Raw genomic sequence first — 15,966 nt, 5'->3', positions numbered from 1 at the left:
TGAGCACGCGATGAGTACGCCCATGAAGTAGCGACGGTCCGGACGCACCCGGACCTAAAAGGAGCGAAGTGGCTAAGGTCCGGGTATACGAACTCGCCAAGGAGTTCGGGGTGGAGAGCAAGGTCGTCATGGCCAAGCTCCAAGAACTCGGTGAATTCGTCCGTTCGGCGTCCTCGACGATCGAGGCGCCCGTTGTACGCAAGCTGACAGACGCCCTCCAGCAGGGCAGCGGAGGCGGCAAGCCCGCCCCCGCACGCAAGGCTGCCCCGGCTCGTCCGGCGGCCCCCTCTTCCGCGCAGGCCGCCCGTCCGGGTCCGGCCGCCCCGCGCCCGCCGGCCCCGAAGCCGGCCGTCGCCGAGAGCGCCCCCGCGGCTCCCGCCGCCCCGGCCGCTCCGGCGTCCACGGGTGGCCCCCGTCCGGGCCCGCGCCCCGCGCCGCGTCCGGCTCCGGCCTCGCCGGCGCCCACCGCGCCCGAGTTCACCGCCCCCCCGGCGGCTCCGGCGGCGCCCGCCGCCCCTGCCTCCAACGGCGGTTCCAGCTCCGCCCCGCGTCCGGGCGCCCCGCGTCCGGCGAGCCAGGCCCCCCGTCCGGGCGGTGCCCGTCCGGCCGGTCCCGGCCAGGGTGGTCAGGGTCGCGGCGACCGTCCCGAGCGCACTGACCGCGGCGACCGTCCCGGCGCACCCCGTCCGGGTGGCCAGGGCGCGCGTCCCGGTGCTCGTCCGGCCGGTCCCCGTCCGGGCAACAACCCGTTCACCTCCGGCGGCTCCACCGGCATGGCGCGCCCCGGTGCGCCCCGTCCCGGTGCTCCGCGACCCGGCGGTCAGGACCGCCCGGGTGGTGCTCCCGGCGGCGCCCCGCGTCCGCAGGGTGCCGGTCAGGGCGGTCCCCGTCCCCAGGGCGCTGCGGGCGGTCCCCGTCCCGGCGGCGCTCCGGGCGGCGCGCGTCCGACCCCGGGCGGCATGCCCCGCCCGCAGGGCGGCGCTCCGCGTCCCGGCGGTGGCCCCGGTGGCAACCGTCCGAACCCCGGCATGATGCCGCAGCGTCCCGCTGCGGGCAGCCCCCGTCCCGGTGGCGGCCCCGGTGGCCGTGGTCCCGGTGGCGGCGGCGGTCGTCCGGGCGGTCCGGGTGGCGGCGGCGGTCGTCCCGGTGGCGGCGGCGGCTTCGCCGGTCGTCCGGGTGGCGGCGGTGGCGGTTTCGCCGGTCGTCCCGCGGGTCCCGGTGGCGGTGGCGGCGGTTTCGCCGGCCGTCCGGGTGCTCCCGCCGGTGGCGGCGGTGGCCGTCCCGGCTTCGGTGGCCGTCCCGGTGGTCCGGGTGGCCGCGGTGGCACACAGGGCGCCTTCGGCCGTCCCGGTGGTCCCGCGCGTCGCGGTCGCAAGTCGAAGCGGCAGAGGCGCCAGGAGTACGAGGCCATGCAGGCCCCGTCGGTCGGCGGTGTGATGCTGCCTCGTGGCAACGGACAGTCCGTCCGTCTGTCGCGCGGTGCCTCGCTCACCGACTTCGCCGAGAAGATCAACGCCAACCCGGCGTCGCTCGTCGGCGTGATGATGAACCTCGGCGAGATGGTCACTGCCACGCAGTCCGTCTCCGACGAGACGCTGAAGCTCCTCGCGGACGAGATGAACTTCGTCCTCGAGATCGTCAGCCCCGAGGAGGAGGACCGCGAGCTGCTCGAGTCCTTCGACATCGAGTTCGGCGAGGACGAGGGTGGCGAGGAGTTCCTCGTCGCGCGTCCGCCGGTCGTGACCGTCATGGGTCACGTCGACCACGGTAAGACCCGACTTCTCGACACCATCCGCAAGACGAACGTCGTCGCGGGCGAGGCCGGCGGTATCACGCAGCACATCGGCGCGTACCAGGTCACCACCGAGGTCAACGACGAAGAGCGCAAGATCACCTTCATCGACACCCCGGGTCACGAGGCGTTCACCGCCATGCGTGCCCGTGGTGCCAAGTCGACCGACATCGCGATCCTCGTGGTGGCGGCCAACGACGGTGTGATGCCCCAGACGATCGAGGCGTTGAACCACGCCAAGGCGGCCGACGTGCCGATCGTGGTCGCGGTCAACAAGATCGACGTCGAGGGCGCCGACCCGACCAAGGTGCGCGGTCAGCTCACCGAGTTCGGGCTGGTGGCCGAGGAGTACGGCGGCGACACCATGTTCGTCGACATCTCCGCCAAGCAGGGTCTGAACATCGACGCCCTGCTGGAGGCCGTGGTCCTCACCGCGGACGCCTCGCTCGACCTGCGGGCCAACCCGGAGCAGGACGCGCAGGGCATCGCGATCGAGTCCCACCTCGACCGCGGCCGCGGCGCCGTCGCGACCGTCCTGGTCCAGCGCGGCACCCTGCGGGTCGGCGACACCATGGTGGTCGGCGACGCCTACGGCCGTGTCCGCGCGATGCTCGACGACAAGGGCGACAACGTGGAAGAGGCGGGTCCCTCGACCCCGGTCCTCGTCCTCGGACTCACCAACGTCCCGGGCGCCGGCGACAACTTCCTCGTCGTCGACGAGGACCGCACGGCACGTCAGATCGCCGAGAAGCGCGCGGCGCGCGAGCGCAACGCCAACTTCGCCCGGCGTGGAGTCCGGTTCTCCCTGGAGAACCTGGACGAGGCCCTCAAGGCCGGTCTGGTGCAGGAACTCAACCTCATCATCAAGGGCGACGCGTCCGGTTCGGTGGAGGCTCTCGAGTCCTCGCTGCTCCAGCTCGACGTCGGCGACGAGGTCGACATCCGCGTCCTGCACCGCGGCGTGGGTGCGGTCACCGAGTCGGACATCGACCTGGCGACCGGCTCCGACGCGATCGTCATCGGCTTCAACGTCCGCGCTGCGGGCCGCGCGGCGCAGATGGCGGAGCGCGAGGGCGTCGACGTCCGGTACTACTCGGTGATCTACCAGGCCATCGAGGAGATCGAAGCAGCGCTCAAGGGCATGCTCAAGCCGGAGTACGAGGAGGTCGAGCTCGGCACGGCGGAGATCCGCGAGGTCTTCAAGTCGTCCAAGCTGGGCAACATCGCCGGTGTCCTGGTCCGCTCGGGCGAGGTCAAGCGCAACACCAAGGCGCGCCTCGTCCGCGACGGCAAGGTCATCGCGGAGAGCCTCACCATCTCCGGTCTGCGTCGCTTCAAGGACGACGTCACCGAGATCCGCGAAGGGTTCGAGGGCGGTATCAACCTCGGCAACTTCAACGACATCAAGGTCGACGACGTCATCGCGACGTACGAGATGCGCGAGAAGCCTCGCGGCTGATCGTCACAGCACGCGATCGGGGCCGGTCGGCGGAGAGAATTTCCGTCGATCGGCCCCGGCCGTTGCGTGTACGGTTCCTGTATCGGCGTCCGAGACCGGCGCCCATACCCCGAACCGGCGGGACATCCGGACACACATGTATGTGGGGACTCTGTCCTTCGATCTGCTCCTCGGCGACGTCCACTCGCTGAAGGAGAAACGCTCTCTCGTCCGCCCGATCGTGGCCGAACTCCAGCGCAAGTACGCGGTGAGCGCGGCCGAGACGGGCAGTCAGGACCTGCATCGCAGGGCCGAGATCGGGCTCGCGGTGGTCTCCGGGGACACGGGACACCTCACCGACGTACTGGACCGCTGCGAGCGGCTGGTCGCAGCGCGGCCCGAGGTGGAACTGCTCTCCGTTCGACGCAGACTCCACAGCGACGAAGACTGAAGCAAGCGGCAAGACGTAGTTGCAGCACGACGTAGTTACTAAGGAGACGGACCAGTGGCCGACAACGCGCGTGCCAAGAGGCTGGCGGACCTCATCCGAGAGGTGGTGGCCCAGAAGCTCCAGCGCGGCATCAAGGACCCCCGGCTCGGCACCCACGTCACCATCACGGACACCCGCGTCACGGGTGACCTCCGGGAGGCGACTGTCTTCTACACGGTCTACGGCGACGACGAGGCGCGAGCCGAGGCGGCGGCGGGCCTGGAGAGCGCCCGGGGCGTCCTGCGCTCCGCCGTGGGCGCGGCGGCGGGCGTGAAGTTCACCCCGACCCTGACCTTCGTCGCGGACGCCCTCCCGGACACCGCCAAGACCATCGAGGACCTCCTCGACAAGGCACGGCAGTCCGACGAGAAGGTCCGCGAGGTATCGGCCGGCGCCGCCTACGCGGGCGACGCGGACCCGTACAAGAAGCCCGGCGAGGACGACGAGGACGACACCGCCGAATGACCGAGAAAACCCGGACGCCCGACGGCCTTGTCATCGTCGACAAGCCGTCGGGCTTCACTTCGCACGACGTCGTCGCCAAGATGCGAGGCATCGCCCGCACCCGCCGCGTCGGCCACGCGGGCACGCTCGACCCCATGGCCACGGGCGTACTCGTCCTGGGAGTGGAGAAGGCGACCAAGCTCCTCGGACACCTCGCCCTCACGGAGAAGGAGTACCTGGGCACGATCCGCCTGGGCCAGAGCACCCTGACCGACGACGCCGAGGGCGAGATCACGGGGTCGTCAGACGCCTCGAAGGTCACCCGGGACGCCGTCGACGCCGGGATCGCCAAGCTCAGCGGCGAGATCATGCAGGTCCCGTCCAAGGTCAGCGCCATCAAGATCGACGGCGTCCGCTCGTACAAGCGGGCCCGTGACGGCGAGGACTTCGAGATCCCCGCCCGCCCCGTCACCATCTCCTCCTTCGCGGTCCACGACGTCCGGGACGCCGTCGCCGAGGACGGCACCCCCGTCCTGGACCTGGTGGTCTCGGTGGTCTGCTCGTCCGGCACCTACATCCGAGCCCTGGCCCGCGACCTGGGCGACGACCTCGGCGTCGGCGGCCACCTCACGGCCCTCCGCCGCACCCGCGTCGGCCCGTACAAGCTGGACACGGCGAAGACGCTGGAGCAGCTCCAGACGGAGCTGACGGTGATGCCGATCGCCGAGGCGGCCGAGGCCGCGTTCCCGCGCTGGTCCGTGGACACCCGACGGGCGAAGCTGCTGCTCAACGGCGTCCGGCTGGAGATCCCCGAGGAGTACGCGGGCGCCGGCGCGGTCGGCGTCTTCGATCCCGAGGGCCGCTTCCTGGCGCTCGTGGAGGAACAGAAGGGCAAGGCGAAGAGCCTGGCGGTCTTCGCCTGACGGTCCCTCGGGGGACGTCCGAGGCTGCCGTCGAGCACGGAGGCGGATACGGAGCCGAGCCGCGGTGGGGTCTCAACTCCCGCCCGTGGAGCGGCGGTCACGGGGTCTACGGTTCCCGCCGCTCCACGGTCCCCCCTCGGTTCCCCCACCCCTAGGGTGTATCCAACCCTCCGCCTCTATTCACCCGTCCGGGCAGGCGCTCGGAGTGAACCGAGGGAGCGGAAGGGGGCGCGTTCACCACGCGATCTGTCCCGCTGATCACGCCACGCCTACCGTCGAACACAGGGCACGGATACGGCGGGAGGTTCGACCATGGCGGGACGTGGCCCGCGGACGGGCGGCACCCGTCGGACGCGGGAAAGCACACGCGGGGAGAGGCCGACGCGGGGCGTCGCGTCGGCTGTCGGCGAGACGACGGGCGCCCTCGCCGACGACGGGAAGCGCGCCGCGTCCCTGTCCGCCGCCGATGACGCGACAGACGCCGCCCCCACCACCGCCACCGCTGACACCTCCCTGGTGCGCATCCGCGACCTCGCCGGACGCCCGCGCGGCACCGGCTTCGTCGCCGACCACCACGGCACGGTCATCACCAGCCACGAGGCGGTCGACGGACTGCCCCGGCTCCTCCTGCACGCCGCCGACGACCGCACCTGCCTGGTGACCGCCGACGCGGTGACCCCGCTGCCCGCCCTCGACCTGGCCCTCGTCCGCACGGACGGCCTGGGCGTCGACCCGCTCCCCGTCACCGTCCGGGACCGCGTGGAGACCGGCACGTACGTGCGCATCGCCGCGGGCTGCTGGCGCGAGGCCCGCGTCCTGGGCGCCACCTCCGTCACCTACACGGCCACCGACCGCTTCCATCTCCTCGACGACGCCCTGGAGTTGGCGATCGGCACGGCGGGCCGGGACGCGCTGCGGCTGGGCGGCGGAGCGGCCGGGGGTCCGGTCCTGGACGCGGTGACCGGCGCGGTGCTCGGCGTCCTCGGCACAGCCCTGCAATCCGGGCAACGGGACACGGGTTTCGCGGTACCACTCCGCCAACTCCCCCGAGACGAAGCCGCGTTGGGTGACACCCCGGAGGCGCTGGACGACCTCCTCGCGCGCAACGCGGCCACCGTCCCCGCGTACGGCGCCGACCTCAACCTGGCGGGCGTCCTGGAACTGACGGCGACATCGGTCGGCTCGGACGGCCCCCCGGGAGCAGTGGCAGGCCTCGTGGGCCCCGTAAGCGCGGTGGACCCCGTCGAACGCCCGGCCCTGGCAAGGGAGTTCGCCGCGTTCCTCGACAGTCCGGCCACCGTGCTCGGCCTCGTCGGGCCACCGGGCAGCGGCCGTACGACGGAACTCGCGGCGCTCGCCGCCCGGCGCAACGGCGGTGCCGAACCGGCCCCCACGCTGTGGCTGCGCGGTGCCGATCTGCGCGACGACGACACGTCGGTGGCGGACGCGGTCCGCAGGGCTGTGGACCGGGCGGCACGGATCGTCGCCGCGTCCGTCTCGCTGCCGGGGGGCTCCGGAGACCTCGGCGACGTCGCCCCCGAACGGCTGGCGCGGGTGGCCCGAGACGCCGGGCGGCCCTTGTTGCTGCTGCTCGACGGGCCCGAGGAGATGCCGCCCGTGCTGGCTCATCGGCTGGCCGAGTGGACCGAGGGGACGGGGGAGTGGCTGCGGGGGACGGGGGCGCGGCTGGTGGTGGGGTGTCGGGCGGAGTACTGGGAAGGAGCGGGGTTTCCGGCGGAGTCGCTGTACGGCGGGCGTGATTCCGGAGCCCCCGGGGCGGTGCTGCCGCCCTGCGTTCAGCTGGGGGACCTGCGGCCGGACGAGGCCCGGCGAGCGCGGGGAGCGTACGGGATTCCGGAGGGCGTCCTCACCGGCGCCGACGCCCGGCACCCCCTCACCCTCCGGCTCCTCTCCGAGGTGCTCGCCGCGCTGCCCGCCGCCCCCGACACCCGGCTCGACCGGGACGACGTGTTCTCCGCCTACCTCGACCTCATGTGCCTCCGGATCGCTGTCCGGCTGGCCGCCGAGAACGGGCTGCGCGGCACCCCGGTAGGACGCCTCGCCGCCAAGGTGTCCGGCCAGGTGCACGAGGCCGCGCGGCGCAGTCTCGGGCCGGGACAAGGGGAGTTGGACCGGGAGTCGTTCGAGGCGGTGTTCCCTTGGGGCCCCGTACCCGCACGGCTCGGCGGTGGCACCGGGTGGGCGTCAGCCGTCCTCACCGAAGGACTCCTCGTACCGGCCGGCACCGGATACCGCTTCGCCCACGAGGAGTTGGCGGACTGGATCCAGGGCACCCACCTGGACCTCGACGAAGCTCTACGGGCCCTGGTCCACCGCCCCCGCACCACACGAACAGGGCACCCCCTCCCCGTACCGCACCACCGCATCGGCCCCGTCGTACAGGCCCTGCTGCTCCTCGCCCGCCAACACGGAGCCCCCGAACTGGCTGTGAAGCTTGAGGAGTTGACGGCTGCCCTGGACGCCGACCCGGACTCCTGGTGGGCCGCGCGCCTGCTCGCCGAGGTACTGCTCCGGGTCCCCGACGCCACGCCGTACGGCGACGTATTGCGACTGCTGGCCGACCAGTTGGTGATGCGGAGCCGCCAACGCGGCCCCGTATCACCGGAGTTCGGGCCACGCTTCTGGGCCGCACTGCACCTGCCGCACTCCCAGCGGTTCGAGCTGCTCCGGCGGCTCGTGCTCGCCGACGACGCCCCGCGGAACACCCCCGGCGCGCCCCGATTCCTCGACACCGCGGCCGAGTTGCTCGCCGCCGACCCCACCGCCGTACAACCGCTCCTGACCCGCTGGTTCGACGACGAGCGGCCGTTGCCCGCGACGCCGGAGGCGACCGTGGCGACGGCCGCTCAGGTCTTGCTGCACACGCATCGGCGACGGGCGCTGGACGAACTGACGGAGGTGCTCGTCGGGTGTGCGCACGGGCGGGCCGATGAGCTTCTCGGCGTGCTGGCCGAGGAGGAGCCGTCGGCCGTGTGCCGGGCGGTGGACCGGTGGGCGCACGACGAACGGCCGGCCCGCAGGGTGGCGGCGGTGGCGTACGGACTGCGCGCCGCCCCGCACGTACGGACCGAGGCGGACCGTGAACTCCTGCGCTACGCGGCCGAGTTCCTGCTCGGACGCGCCACCGACTCCACCCTGCACGGCGGCGCCCTCGCCCTCCTCGTCCGCGATCCGCACACCCGCGCCCGCCATCTCCCGCGGGCGCTGCGGCACTTCGCGTCCGGCGACCCCCAGTTCCCGCCGAGCGCGCTGGCCGCCGCGCTCACCACCCACCCCGAACCGGTCCTGGAGGCCTTCCGCGCCCGTCTGCACGGACCGGACGCGAGCGAGGCGGTCCGCACGCTCGCCGACGTGGCGACCCCGTCCCTGGTGTGCCGGGCCGCGGCCCTGGTCCGCGAGACCGCCGTACGGTGGCCGGAGACGGCCGCGTACCTCGGCCTCTACGTCGACCGCTGCCTCGACCACGGCCCCGCCGCCCGCGCGATCCTCTTCCCCCTGGTCACCGGCCTCCTCGACGGCGGCCCCACGCCGGTGCGGGCCGCCCTCGCGCCCGTGCTCGCCGCCCCCGGTGCCCCGGCCTCCCGCCCGCTGCGCCGCGAACTCCTGGAGTTCCTGCTCGCGCACGAGCACGACCCGGCCGTACTGGACGCACTCCTGCACACGGCGGGGCGGCGCGACGACGACGAGATCCGCGACCTCGTCCACCGCACGGGACGGCTGCTGGTCCGCACCCCCGCGGGCGCGACCCGTTTCGACCGCGGGCTGGTCGACCTGGGCCGGCACGTCCCCGGTTTCGCCGCGCTGATGGCCCGCTGGTTGGCCGATACCCCGGAGGACTGGGCGGCGGTGGTCGGACCCGGCACACGGCGCATGATCGAGAACCTGGCCGGGGTGGGCGTTCCGGCATAGCGGCCTTTGTACGTGCGCCCGGTCACAGCCTCCATGCCGATGCGGGGCGGAAGCCCCCGGCATGGCACCCTTAGACCTGCGTAAGAGGTCAACGACACAGGTCTACATACGGACACGGGTTCGATGAGGAGCGGTCACAGTGCAGCGCTGGCGTGGCTTGGAGGACATCCCTGAGGACTGGGGGCGCAGTGTCGTCACCATCGGTTCTTATGACGGGGTCCACCGCGGGCACCAGCTGATCATCCGGCATGCCGTGGAACGCGCCCGTGAGCTGGGCATTCCCTCGGTCGTCGTCACCTTCGACCCGCACCCCAGCGAGGTCGTGCGCCCCGGCAGCCACCCGCCGCTGCTCGCCCCGCACCACCGCCGTGCCGAACTGATGGCCGAGCTGGGGGTCGACGCGGCGCTGATCCTGCCGTTCACCAAGGAGTTCTCCAAGCTGTCCCCGGCCGACTTCGTGGTCAAGGTACTGGTGGACAAACTGCACGCGAAGGCGGTCGTCGAGGGCCCCAACTTCCGCTTCGGCCACAAGGCCGCGGGCGATGTGGCCTTCCTGACCGAGCAGGGCAAGACGTACGACTTCGAGGTAGAGGTGGTGGATCTTTACGTGAGCGGTGCGGCGGGCGGCGGCGAGCCCTTCTCCTCCACACTGACCAGGCGGCTGGTCGCCGAGGGCGACGTCGAGGGCGCCCGCGAGATCCTCGGCCGCCCGCACCGGGTCGAGGGCGTCGTGGTCCGCGGCGCGCAGCGCGGCCGCGAACTGGGCTTCCCGACGGCCAATGTCGAGACCCTGCCCCACACGGCGATCCCGGCGGACGGCGTCTACGCCGGTTACCTGCACGTCGGCGGAGAGGCCATGCCGGCCGCGATCTCCGTCGGCACGAACCCGCAGTTCGACGGCACCGAGCGCACGGTCGAGGCGTATGCCATCGACCGCGTCGGCCTCGACCTGTACGGCCTCCATGTCGCCGTCGACTTCCTCGCCTTCGTGCGCAGCCAGGCGAAGTTCGACTCGCTGGAGGGCCTGCTGGAACAGATGGCCCAGGACGTGAAGCGCTGCCGCGAACTGATCTCGGCGGACGCCGCCGACGACGCCGGCGAAGCCGACGCCGGATAGCTGTTCCTGTTTTCCTGTTGCTTGTGCTGTTCCTGTTGTCGTTCCTACGACGACGAAGGGCGGCCGGTGCCTGTTGGCGCCGGCCGCCCTTCGTGTGCGGCTACTGCTGCGGGGGTGCGGGCGGCGGGGGAGGCGGGGCCTGCTCGCCGTCCTGCTGAGGAGCCTGCGGGGGCTGGCCGTAGCCCGGGTGCTGCGGGTACGGCGGCGCGGGCTGCTGCCCCGGGTGCTGGGGGTAGGGCGCGGCGGGCTGCTGGGCCGGGGGCGGGCCCTGCGGGGGGTAGGGCTGCTGGCCGTAGGGCTGACCGGGGTGAGGGGGCTGCGCCTGCGGCTGCGGCTGGTGCGGCTGCTGCGGGGGGTAGGGACCGGGCTGGCCGGGGGCCTGCCCGCCCGGGTACGGCTGCTGGCCCGGGTAAGCGGGCTGGCCTTGCTGCCCCGGGTATCCCGGGTAGCCCTGCTGGCCGGGCATCGGCGGGGCCAGCACCGGGGGCGGGTTGCCGTCGTTCGTCCACAGGCCGTGCATCTGCTGGTGGCGCACGAAGTCCTCGGCGACCAGGGCCGCGAGGTTGAAGTACGACTCCCGTACCTTCGGCCGCATCATGTCGAGGTCGACCTCCGCACCGGCGGCGAGATGCTCGTCGAACGGCACGACCACGACACCCCGGCAGCGCGTCTCGAAGTGGCTGACGATGTCCTCCACCTTGATCATCTTGCCGGTCTCGCGAACCCCGGAGATGACCGTGAGCGAACGGGAGACGAGGTCGGCGTACCCGTGCGCCGACAGCCAGTCCAGCGTCGTACTCGCACTGCTCGCACCGTCCACGGACGGCGTCGAGATGATGATGAGCTGGTCGGCGAGGTCGAGCACACCGCGCATCGCGCTGTAGAGCAGACCCGTACCGGAGTCGGTGAGGATGACCGGGTACTGCTTGCCCAGCACGTCGATCGCGCGCCGGTAGTCCTCGTCGTTGAACGTCGTCGACACGGCCGGGTCGACGTCGTTGGCGATGATCTCCAGCCCGGACGACGCCTGGGACGTGAACCGGCGGATGTCCATATAGGAGTTGAGGTACGGGATCGCCTGGACGAGGTCACGGATGGTGGCCCCGGTCTCGCGCCGCACGCGGCGGCCGAGGGTGCCGGCGTCCGGGTTGGCGTCGATCGCGAGGATCTTGTCCTGGCGCTCGGTGGCGAGGGTGGAGCCCAGCGCGGTGGTGGTCGTGGTCTTGCCGACACCGCCCTTGAGACTGATCACCGCGATCCGGTAGCACGACAGCACCGGCGTCCGGATCAGCTCCAACTTCCGCTGCCGCTCGGCCTCTTCCTTCTTCCCGCCGATCTTGAACCGCGACGGCGCGGCTCCCGGCCGACCGCTCTTCGCCTTCTGCTTCTTGTTGTGCAGCAGCCGGTCCGACGACAGCTCCACGGCGGCGGTGTAACCCAGCGGCGCGGCCGCGGGGTTGGTCGGCTGCCGCTGGTCGTGCTGGATGGGCTGGGGCCAGGCGGCACCGGTGCGGGGGTCGACCGGGGGTGTGGACTGCGGGTGGGGCTGGGGCTGGGGCTGAGGGCTGGGCTGTTGGGCGTGCGGCTGGGGCGGGGACTGGGGCTGGGCTTGGGGCTGTGCTTGGGGGGCCTGCGGGGGCAGGTGGGGGTGGGCCTGGGGGGCGGGGATGGGCTGCGCGGGGGCGGCCTGCGGGGGGAGGGGCGGGGTGCCCTCGGGGCCTGCCTCGGGAGCGGCGGGGCGGGGGAAGCCGTAGCCGCTCTGGGGGGTGGGGGTGGGCGGGCCTTGGTGCGCGGGGGGTTGGGGGAAGCCGTAGGCGCCCTGGTCGTTCGGGGTGGGGGGTGCGGGGGGCTGGGGGAAGCCGTAGGCGCCCTGTTGGTTCGGGGCGGGGGGTGTGTGAGGTTGCGGGAAGCCGTAGCCGCCTTGTTGGTTCGGGGCTGGGGGCTGTGCCGGGGCGGTGGGCGTGGGGGGCTGGGGGAAGCCGTAGCCGCCCTGTTGGTTCGGCACGGGGGCCGGGCCCTGCGGGTTCGGCGGCGGCGCGTCCCAGGCCGCCGGTGCCGGCTGCGGGGGCTGCGGCTGGAACGGGGGCTGCTGCTGCGGCGGCAACGAGGGCTGGGCCGGGGCCTGCACGGGCTGCTGCGGCACGGGCGGCTGCGGCACCGGGGGCTCTTGGGACGCGGCGGCATCCACCGGCTGCGTCTGGGCCGGGGGTTGAGCCTGCGGCTGGGGCTGCGCGGGCCACTGGTCGGCCGGGGCTGGGGCGGCGGGCTGGTAGGAGGGCGGCAGCGGCGGGATGCCGCTCTGCGGGGCCGGCGGGGGAGTCCAGGTGGGCGGGACGTTCGCTGCGTCGCGGTCGGCGTCGGCGTCGGTGGTGCCGGTGCCGTTGCCGGTGGTGTCGGTGGCGCCCGTGGCCGGGGCGGTCGGGTCCGCCGGGTCGGTCGGGTCGACGGGATCGATGGGGTCGGCCGGGTCAGTGGAGTTGTTTTCCGGTGCGGACGGGGAGGCGTCGACGTCGCTCGGCTCGACCTCCGCGTCAGCGGGTGCGTCAACTGGTGTGTCAACTGGTGTGTCAGCGTCGAGCCCGGCGTCGGGGTGCGTCACAGAGGCGGCGGACGCGTCGCCGGCATTCTCGCCGTCAGCCGTGTCCCCCGCTGTGCCCGTGTCCGCGCCCGTCCCCGTTCCCGGGTCGGCGACCGCGCCGTCCTCGCCCTGACCGGCTACTTCGGCGGCGTCAGGGTCTGCGATGCCGTCGGCGGAACTGTCGTCGCCAGGCACCTCGCCCTCGAACTCCCGCTCTCCGGAACCCAGTTCCGCGTCAGGGGTACCGTCTCCGGCGTCAGAGCGCTCGGCACCGCCCAAGGGACCGTCGGCAGGAGCAGGAGCAGGAGCAGGAGCAGGAGCAGGAGCAGGAGCAGGAGCAGGAGCAGGAGCCGAATCCGGAACCGAAGCCGCCGGAGTCTCCTCGTCGCCCTGCTCCGACGAACCCTCCGCGACCCCACCCCGCTCAGCGATCTCCCGCTTCAACGCGGCAGACGAGAACCGCATCGTCGCCCCGCTGACGAGGTCACCGCTGTCGGAGTCCTCCTCCTCGGGAACCGCGGGCGTAACCGAGGCCGGACCCACGGGCGGAACCGCCGCCGAAGGCGCCCAGCCCGCCTGGAAGCCGGAGTTGTCCGGCGGGGCCGGTACCGGGAACGCCGGGCCGACCGGAGGTGGCGGCGGCACCGCCGTACCGCTCGCCGGAGTCGACGGCGGCGAGGCCTGTCCTGATGTGCCCGACGCGCCGGTCGAGTTCTGCGTGTACCAGGCCGGCGGCGCGTAGTCGATCGTGAACTCGCCCGTCATCTCGATGGCGGACTCGTCGTCGGGCTGGTCATCGCCGGGCGTGGCCCAGCCCCCGCGGATCCCGTCCCGATCGCTGCTCACAATTCCTCCTGGTGTGGTCGAGCACCCTCATGCCGTGCCGGGGCGACCGCTCGCACCGTCCGGTGCGCCGGGTTGTCCCCCTGGGGCCGCTGGGTCACGGACCGCTCGCTCGCGGACAACTCGTGACGTGCCCCGTCCCAGCCTAATCACCAAAACCGTGGACTCGGCAGGCCCGCCCGCCCCTTAGTGCGGGCCCAGACGACCGAGACCGCCGATAGCGGCTCAAATCCCTCTGGAAAACGACCAAATGGGACAGCCGAGGTAACTCAATCCGTCCGCCCGGCGGGGACCGGGGGACCCGTACCCCTCAGTCCATCCGCCGAGCCACACCCAGCAGACCGACTTCCGCGTCCGTCGGCTGCGTCATCACGTACTGCCGGTCGCGGTCGCCGCACCAGAGCGTGAGGCCGTCGGCGAGCGTGGGCAGGGAGTCGACGTCGGCCCGGGGGAGTGCCATGGCGCGGCCCAGCTCCGCCGCCTCGTCCGGCGAGATCCGCTGCACACCGACGAGCCGTGCCTGCCGTATGAGCCGCGGGGCGACAGGGCTGAGGTACGGAAGCAGGGTCAGCACCGACTGCCAGGGTCCGGACACGACCCGCCCGCGCGGCGGACGCATGCCGCAGTCCCGCACCACGAGTACGGGCGTGCCCGCCGAGGCGCCCTGTGGCGGGACCCGGCCCACGTCGTACACGGCCAGGCCGTTCTGTCCGCCGCCCATGGCGTGGACCATCTGCATCCAGGCCTGCGGACGGCCGGTCTCCACGGCCACGCGCGCCCCGGTCGCCGCCGCTCTGAGGGCGACGACCTGTACGGTCCACAGGCCCCCGATGAGGACGACGTCGTACGGAGTGGGCCGGTTGAGGCCCAGCACCGCGGGCTGACCCTCGGAGTCGACGCCGATCACGACGCCGTCGTCCCCGATGGGCAGTGAGAGCGCGTCCACCTGCTCGGGGGACAGCACATGCCGTCCGTGTCGCGGACCGATCAGGCCGAGGCCGTTGCGCAGCATCGTCATCGCGGTCATCGGGCACCTCCGAGCGGCAGCGTGGCGAGTACGCCCGGGAGCTGCTCGCGGTCGAGGCGGGTGAGCGCCATGCCCGTGTGGCGCGCGGCGCCCTCCAACGCGCGCCGCGCCGCGACCAGTTCGTCGTCGCTCCGTCCCGTCACCCGAAGGTGCCCGCACATCGACACCTCTTGGCGCTCCCCGCGCGCGAGGGTGAGGCTGAACGTCGTGGCGAGCGCCGGGGTGGCCGTGAGCAGGGCGATCAACTGTGGCAACGACGGGCCGCGACCGCCCAGTTGGGGCCAGCGGCGGATCCAGTACGTCGTGTGTCTGCGGTTGTCGCAGCGCCAGCTCCGGCCGGACTCCTCGGTCCGGCGTTCCCGTGTTTCGGTCCTTCCGGCCTCCGCCGTCACCAGGGGGTTCGCGCAGGCTGAGGTGGCGAGCGCCGCGGTCAGCTCCTCTTCGCCGAGAATCGTCGAGCGGAAGCCGGCGCCGGTGAGCCGGCTCGCGAGGTGGTCGGCGATGCGCACGACGCACTTCTGCGCTCCGATGAGCCCCCCGCCCCGCGCGGCCACAGCCTCCAGGCACTGCTCGGGGTCGAGCTTCAGCGCGATCCAGGTGATACGCACCGCGGGGGCGCCGGTCTGCTCCTGCAGCGGCGCGTAGTTGGTGACGGCCACGGAGTGCTGGGGCAGGTGCAGCGCGGGCGCGGGCTGGGTGTGCAGCACGAGTTGCGCCGACTCCAGCCGGATACCGTCCACCTCGAGCGCGTCCCGCACCAGCGCGAGCGGCAGGGGCTGTCTGTTCCGGTCGGCCCGCAGCGCGGTGGCATCGGCCTCGACCTGTACGACGGCGGTCACGAAGGTGCCGTCTCCGATCAGCCCGATCGGACGCCGGTCCCGGCCGCCGTACGAATACGTCCGCAGGGTCGGGTCGCACTCCAGGGCCGGTGCGAGACCGGGCTCCGTGCCCGGTGGTGCCACCGTGTCGGCGGCGCGCTTCTGACGTGCGCGCAACGCCCGTGCTGTGCCCAGCCATTCGGGCAGGGAGCGGCCGCGCCGGCGGACGAAGGCGAGCAGTACGAGCGCGACGGCGACGACGCCCGCCGGCACCATCGCCATGGGATCGATCGCCCACCCGACGAGGAGGACGGCCGCCGCGATCTCCAGCAGGACGAGCCGTTGCAACCGGAATGCCCCGGCCTGTCCGCGGCGAGTCCTGAGATGAAGTCCGCCCGCCCCCTGGGATGGTGTGCCGGCGGCGGACGGCGGCTGCGCGGACCCCTGCCCGGGTGTCCCGGAGCCTCTCGTCCGCGACCGGTCACGGGACCGCGTCCGCGTTCCGGAAGCCATCACTCCATCCCCCCGTTTTACTCACAACTCACTGCTGTTTCAGCACCACATAG

The 15,966-nt window shown here is 72.9% G+C and carries 9 protein-coding genes; 6 read left to right on the top strand and 3 right to left on the bottom strand.

The window, feature by feature from the left end:
• The first annotated feature begins 68 nt into the window (after window positions 1-68).
• The 6 genes from infB to ACIRB1_RS40005 all read left to right on the top strand — a co-directional run bounded on the left by infB (window position 69) and on the right by ACIRB1_RS40005 (window position 10,134).
• Window positions 69-3,251, top strand: coding sequence for a translation initiation factor IF-2 (infB, locus tag ACIRB1_RS40030; protein WP_352182187.1), 3,183 nt, complete (start codon window positions 69-71; stop codon window positions 3,249-3,251).
• 136 nt (window positions 3,252-3,387) lie between these two features.
• A complete protein-coding gene (locus ACIRB1_RS40025) occupies window positions 3,388-3,681 on the top strand; it encodes a DUF503 domain-containing protein (protein ID WP_019064765.1) in 294 nt (97 codons plus the stop codon).
• A 54-nt stretch (window positions 3,682-3,735) separates the two neighbouring features.
• The gene (gene rbfA / locus ACIRB1_RS40020; RefSeq protein WP_328828382.1) at window positions 3,736-4,185 is read left to right on the top strand and encodes a 30S ribosome-binding factor RbfA; all 450 of its coding nucleotides are present in this window, start codon (window positions 3,736-3,738) and stop codon (window positions 4,183-4,185) included.
• On the top strand, window positions 4,182-5,087 hold the full coding sequence (truB, locus tag ACIRB1_RS40015; RefSeq protein WP_403468971.1) for a tRNA pseudouridine(55) synthase TruB: 906 nt from the start codon (window positions 4,182-4,184) through the stop codon (window positions 5,085-5,087). The genes rbfA and truB overlap by 4 nt, the downstream gene beginning before the upstream one ends.
• A 312-nt stretch (window positions 5,088-5,399) precedes the next feature.
• A complete protein-coding gene (locus ACIRB1_RS40010; RefSeq protein ID WP_403468970.1) occupies window positions 5,400-9,017 on the top strand; it encodes a trypsin-like peptidase domain-containing protein in 3,618 nt (1,205 codons plus the stop codon).
• Between the two features lie 139 nt (window positions 9,018-9,156).
• The gene (locus ACIRB1_RS40005; RefSeq protein ID WP_403468969.1) at window positions 9,157-10,134 is read left to right on the top strand and encodes a bifunctional riboflavin kinase/FAD synthetase; all 978 of its coding nucleotides are present in this window, start codon (window positions 9,157-9,159) and stop codon (window positions 10,132-10,134) included.
• A 100-nt stretch (window positions 10,135-10,234) separates the two neighbouring features.
• Here the strand turns inward: ACIRB1_RS40005 and ACIRB1_RS40000 are convergent, their stop codons facing one another.
• The 3 genes from ACIRB1_RS40000 to eccE form a co-directional block, all read right to left on the bottom strand.
• Window positions 10,235-13,558 carry an SCO5717 family growth-regulating ATPase gene (locus ACIRB1_RS40000; protein WP_403468968.1) on the bottom strand — a complete coding sequence of 1,108 codons (3,324 nt, stop codon included), beginning with the start codon at window positions 13,556-13,558 and terminating at the stop codon, window positions 10,235-10,237.
• A 307-nt stretch (window positions 13,559-13,865) separates the two neighbouring features.
• A complete protein-coding gene (locus tag ACIRB1_RS39995) occupies window positions 13,866-14,582 on the bottom strand; it encodes a hypothetical protein (RefSeq protein WP_352182183.1) in 717 nt (238 codons plus the stop codon).
• Entirely contained in the window at window positions 14,579-15,913 is a 1,335-nt protein-coding gene (gene eccE, locus ACIRB1_RS39990) for a type VII secretion protein EccE (protein ID WP_352182182.1), read from the bottom strand. The genes ACIRB1_RS39995 and eccE overlap by 4 nt, the downstream gene beginning before the upstream one ends.
• Window positions 15,914-15,966 lie beyond the last annotated feature (53 nt).

This window comes from Streptomyces sp. NPDC096013 (assembly GCF_044763565.1).
Lineage (GTDB): Bacteria > Actinomycetota > Actinomycetes > Streptomycetales > Streptomycetaceae > Streptomyces.
Note: the sequence above shows the minus strand (reverse complement) of the source record. Positions and strands in the feature narration are given on the sequence as shown.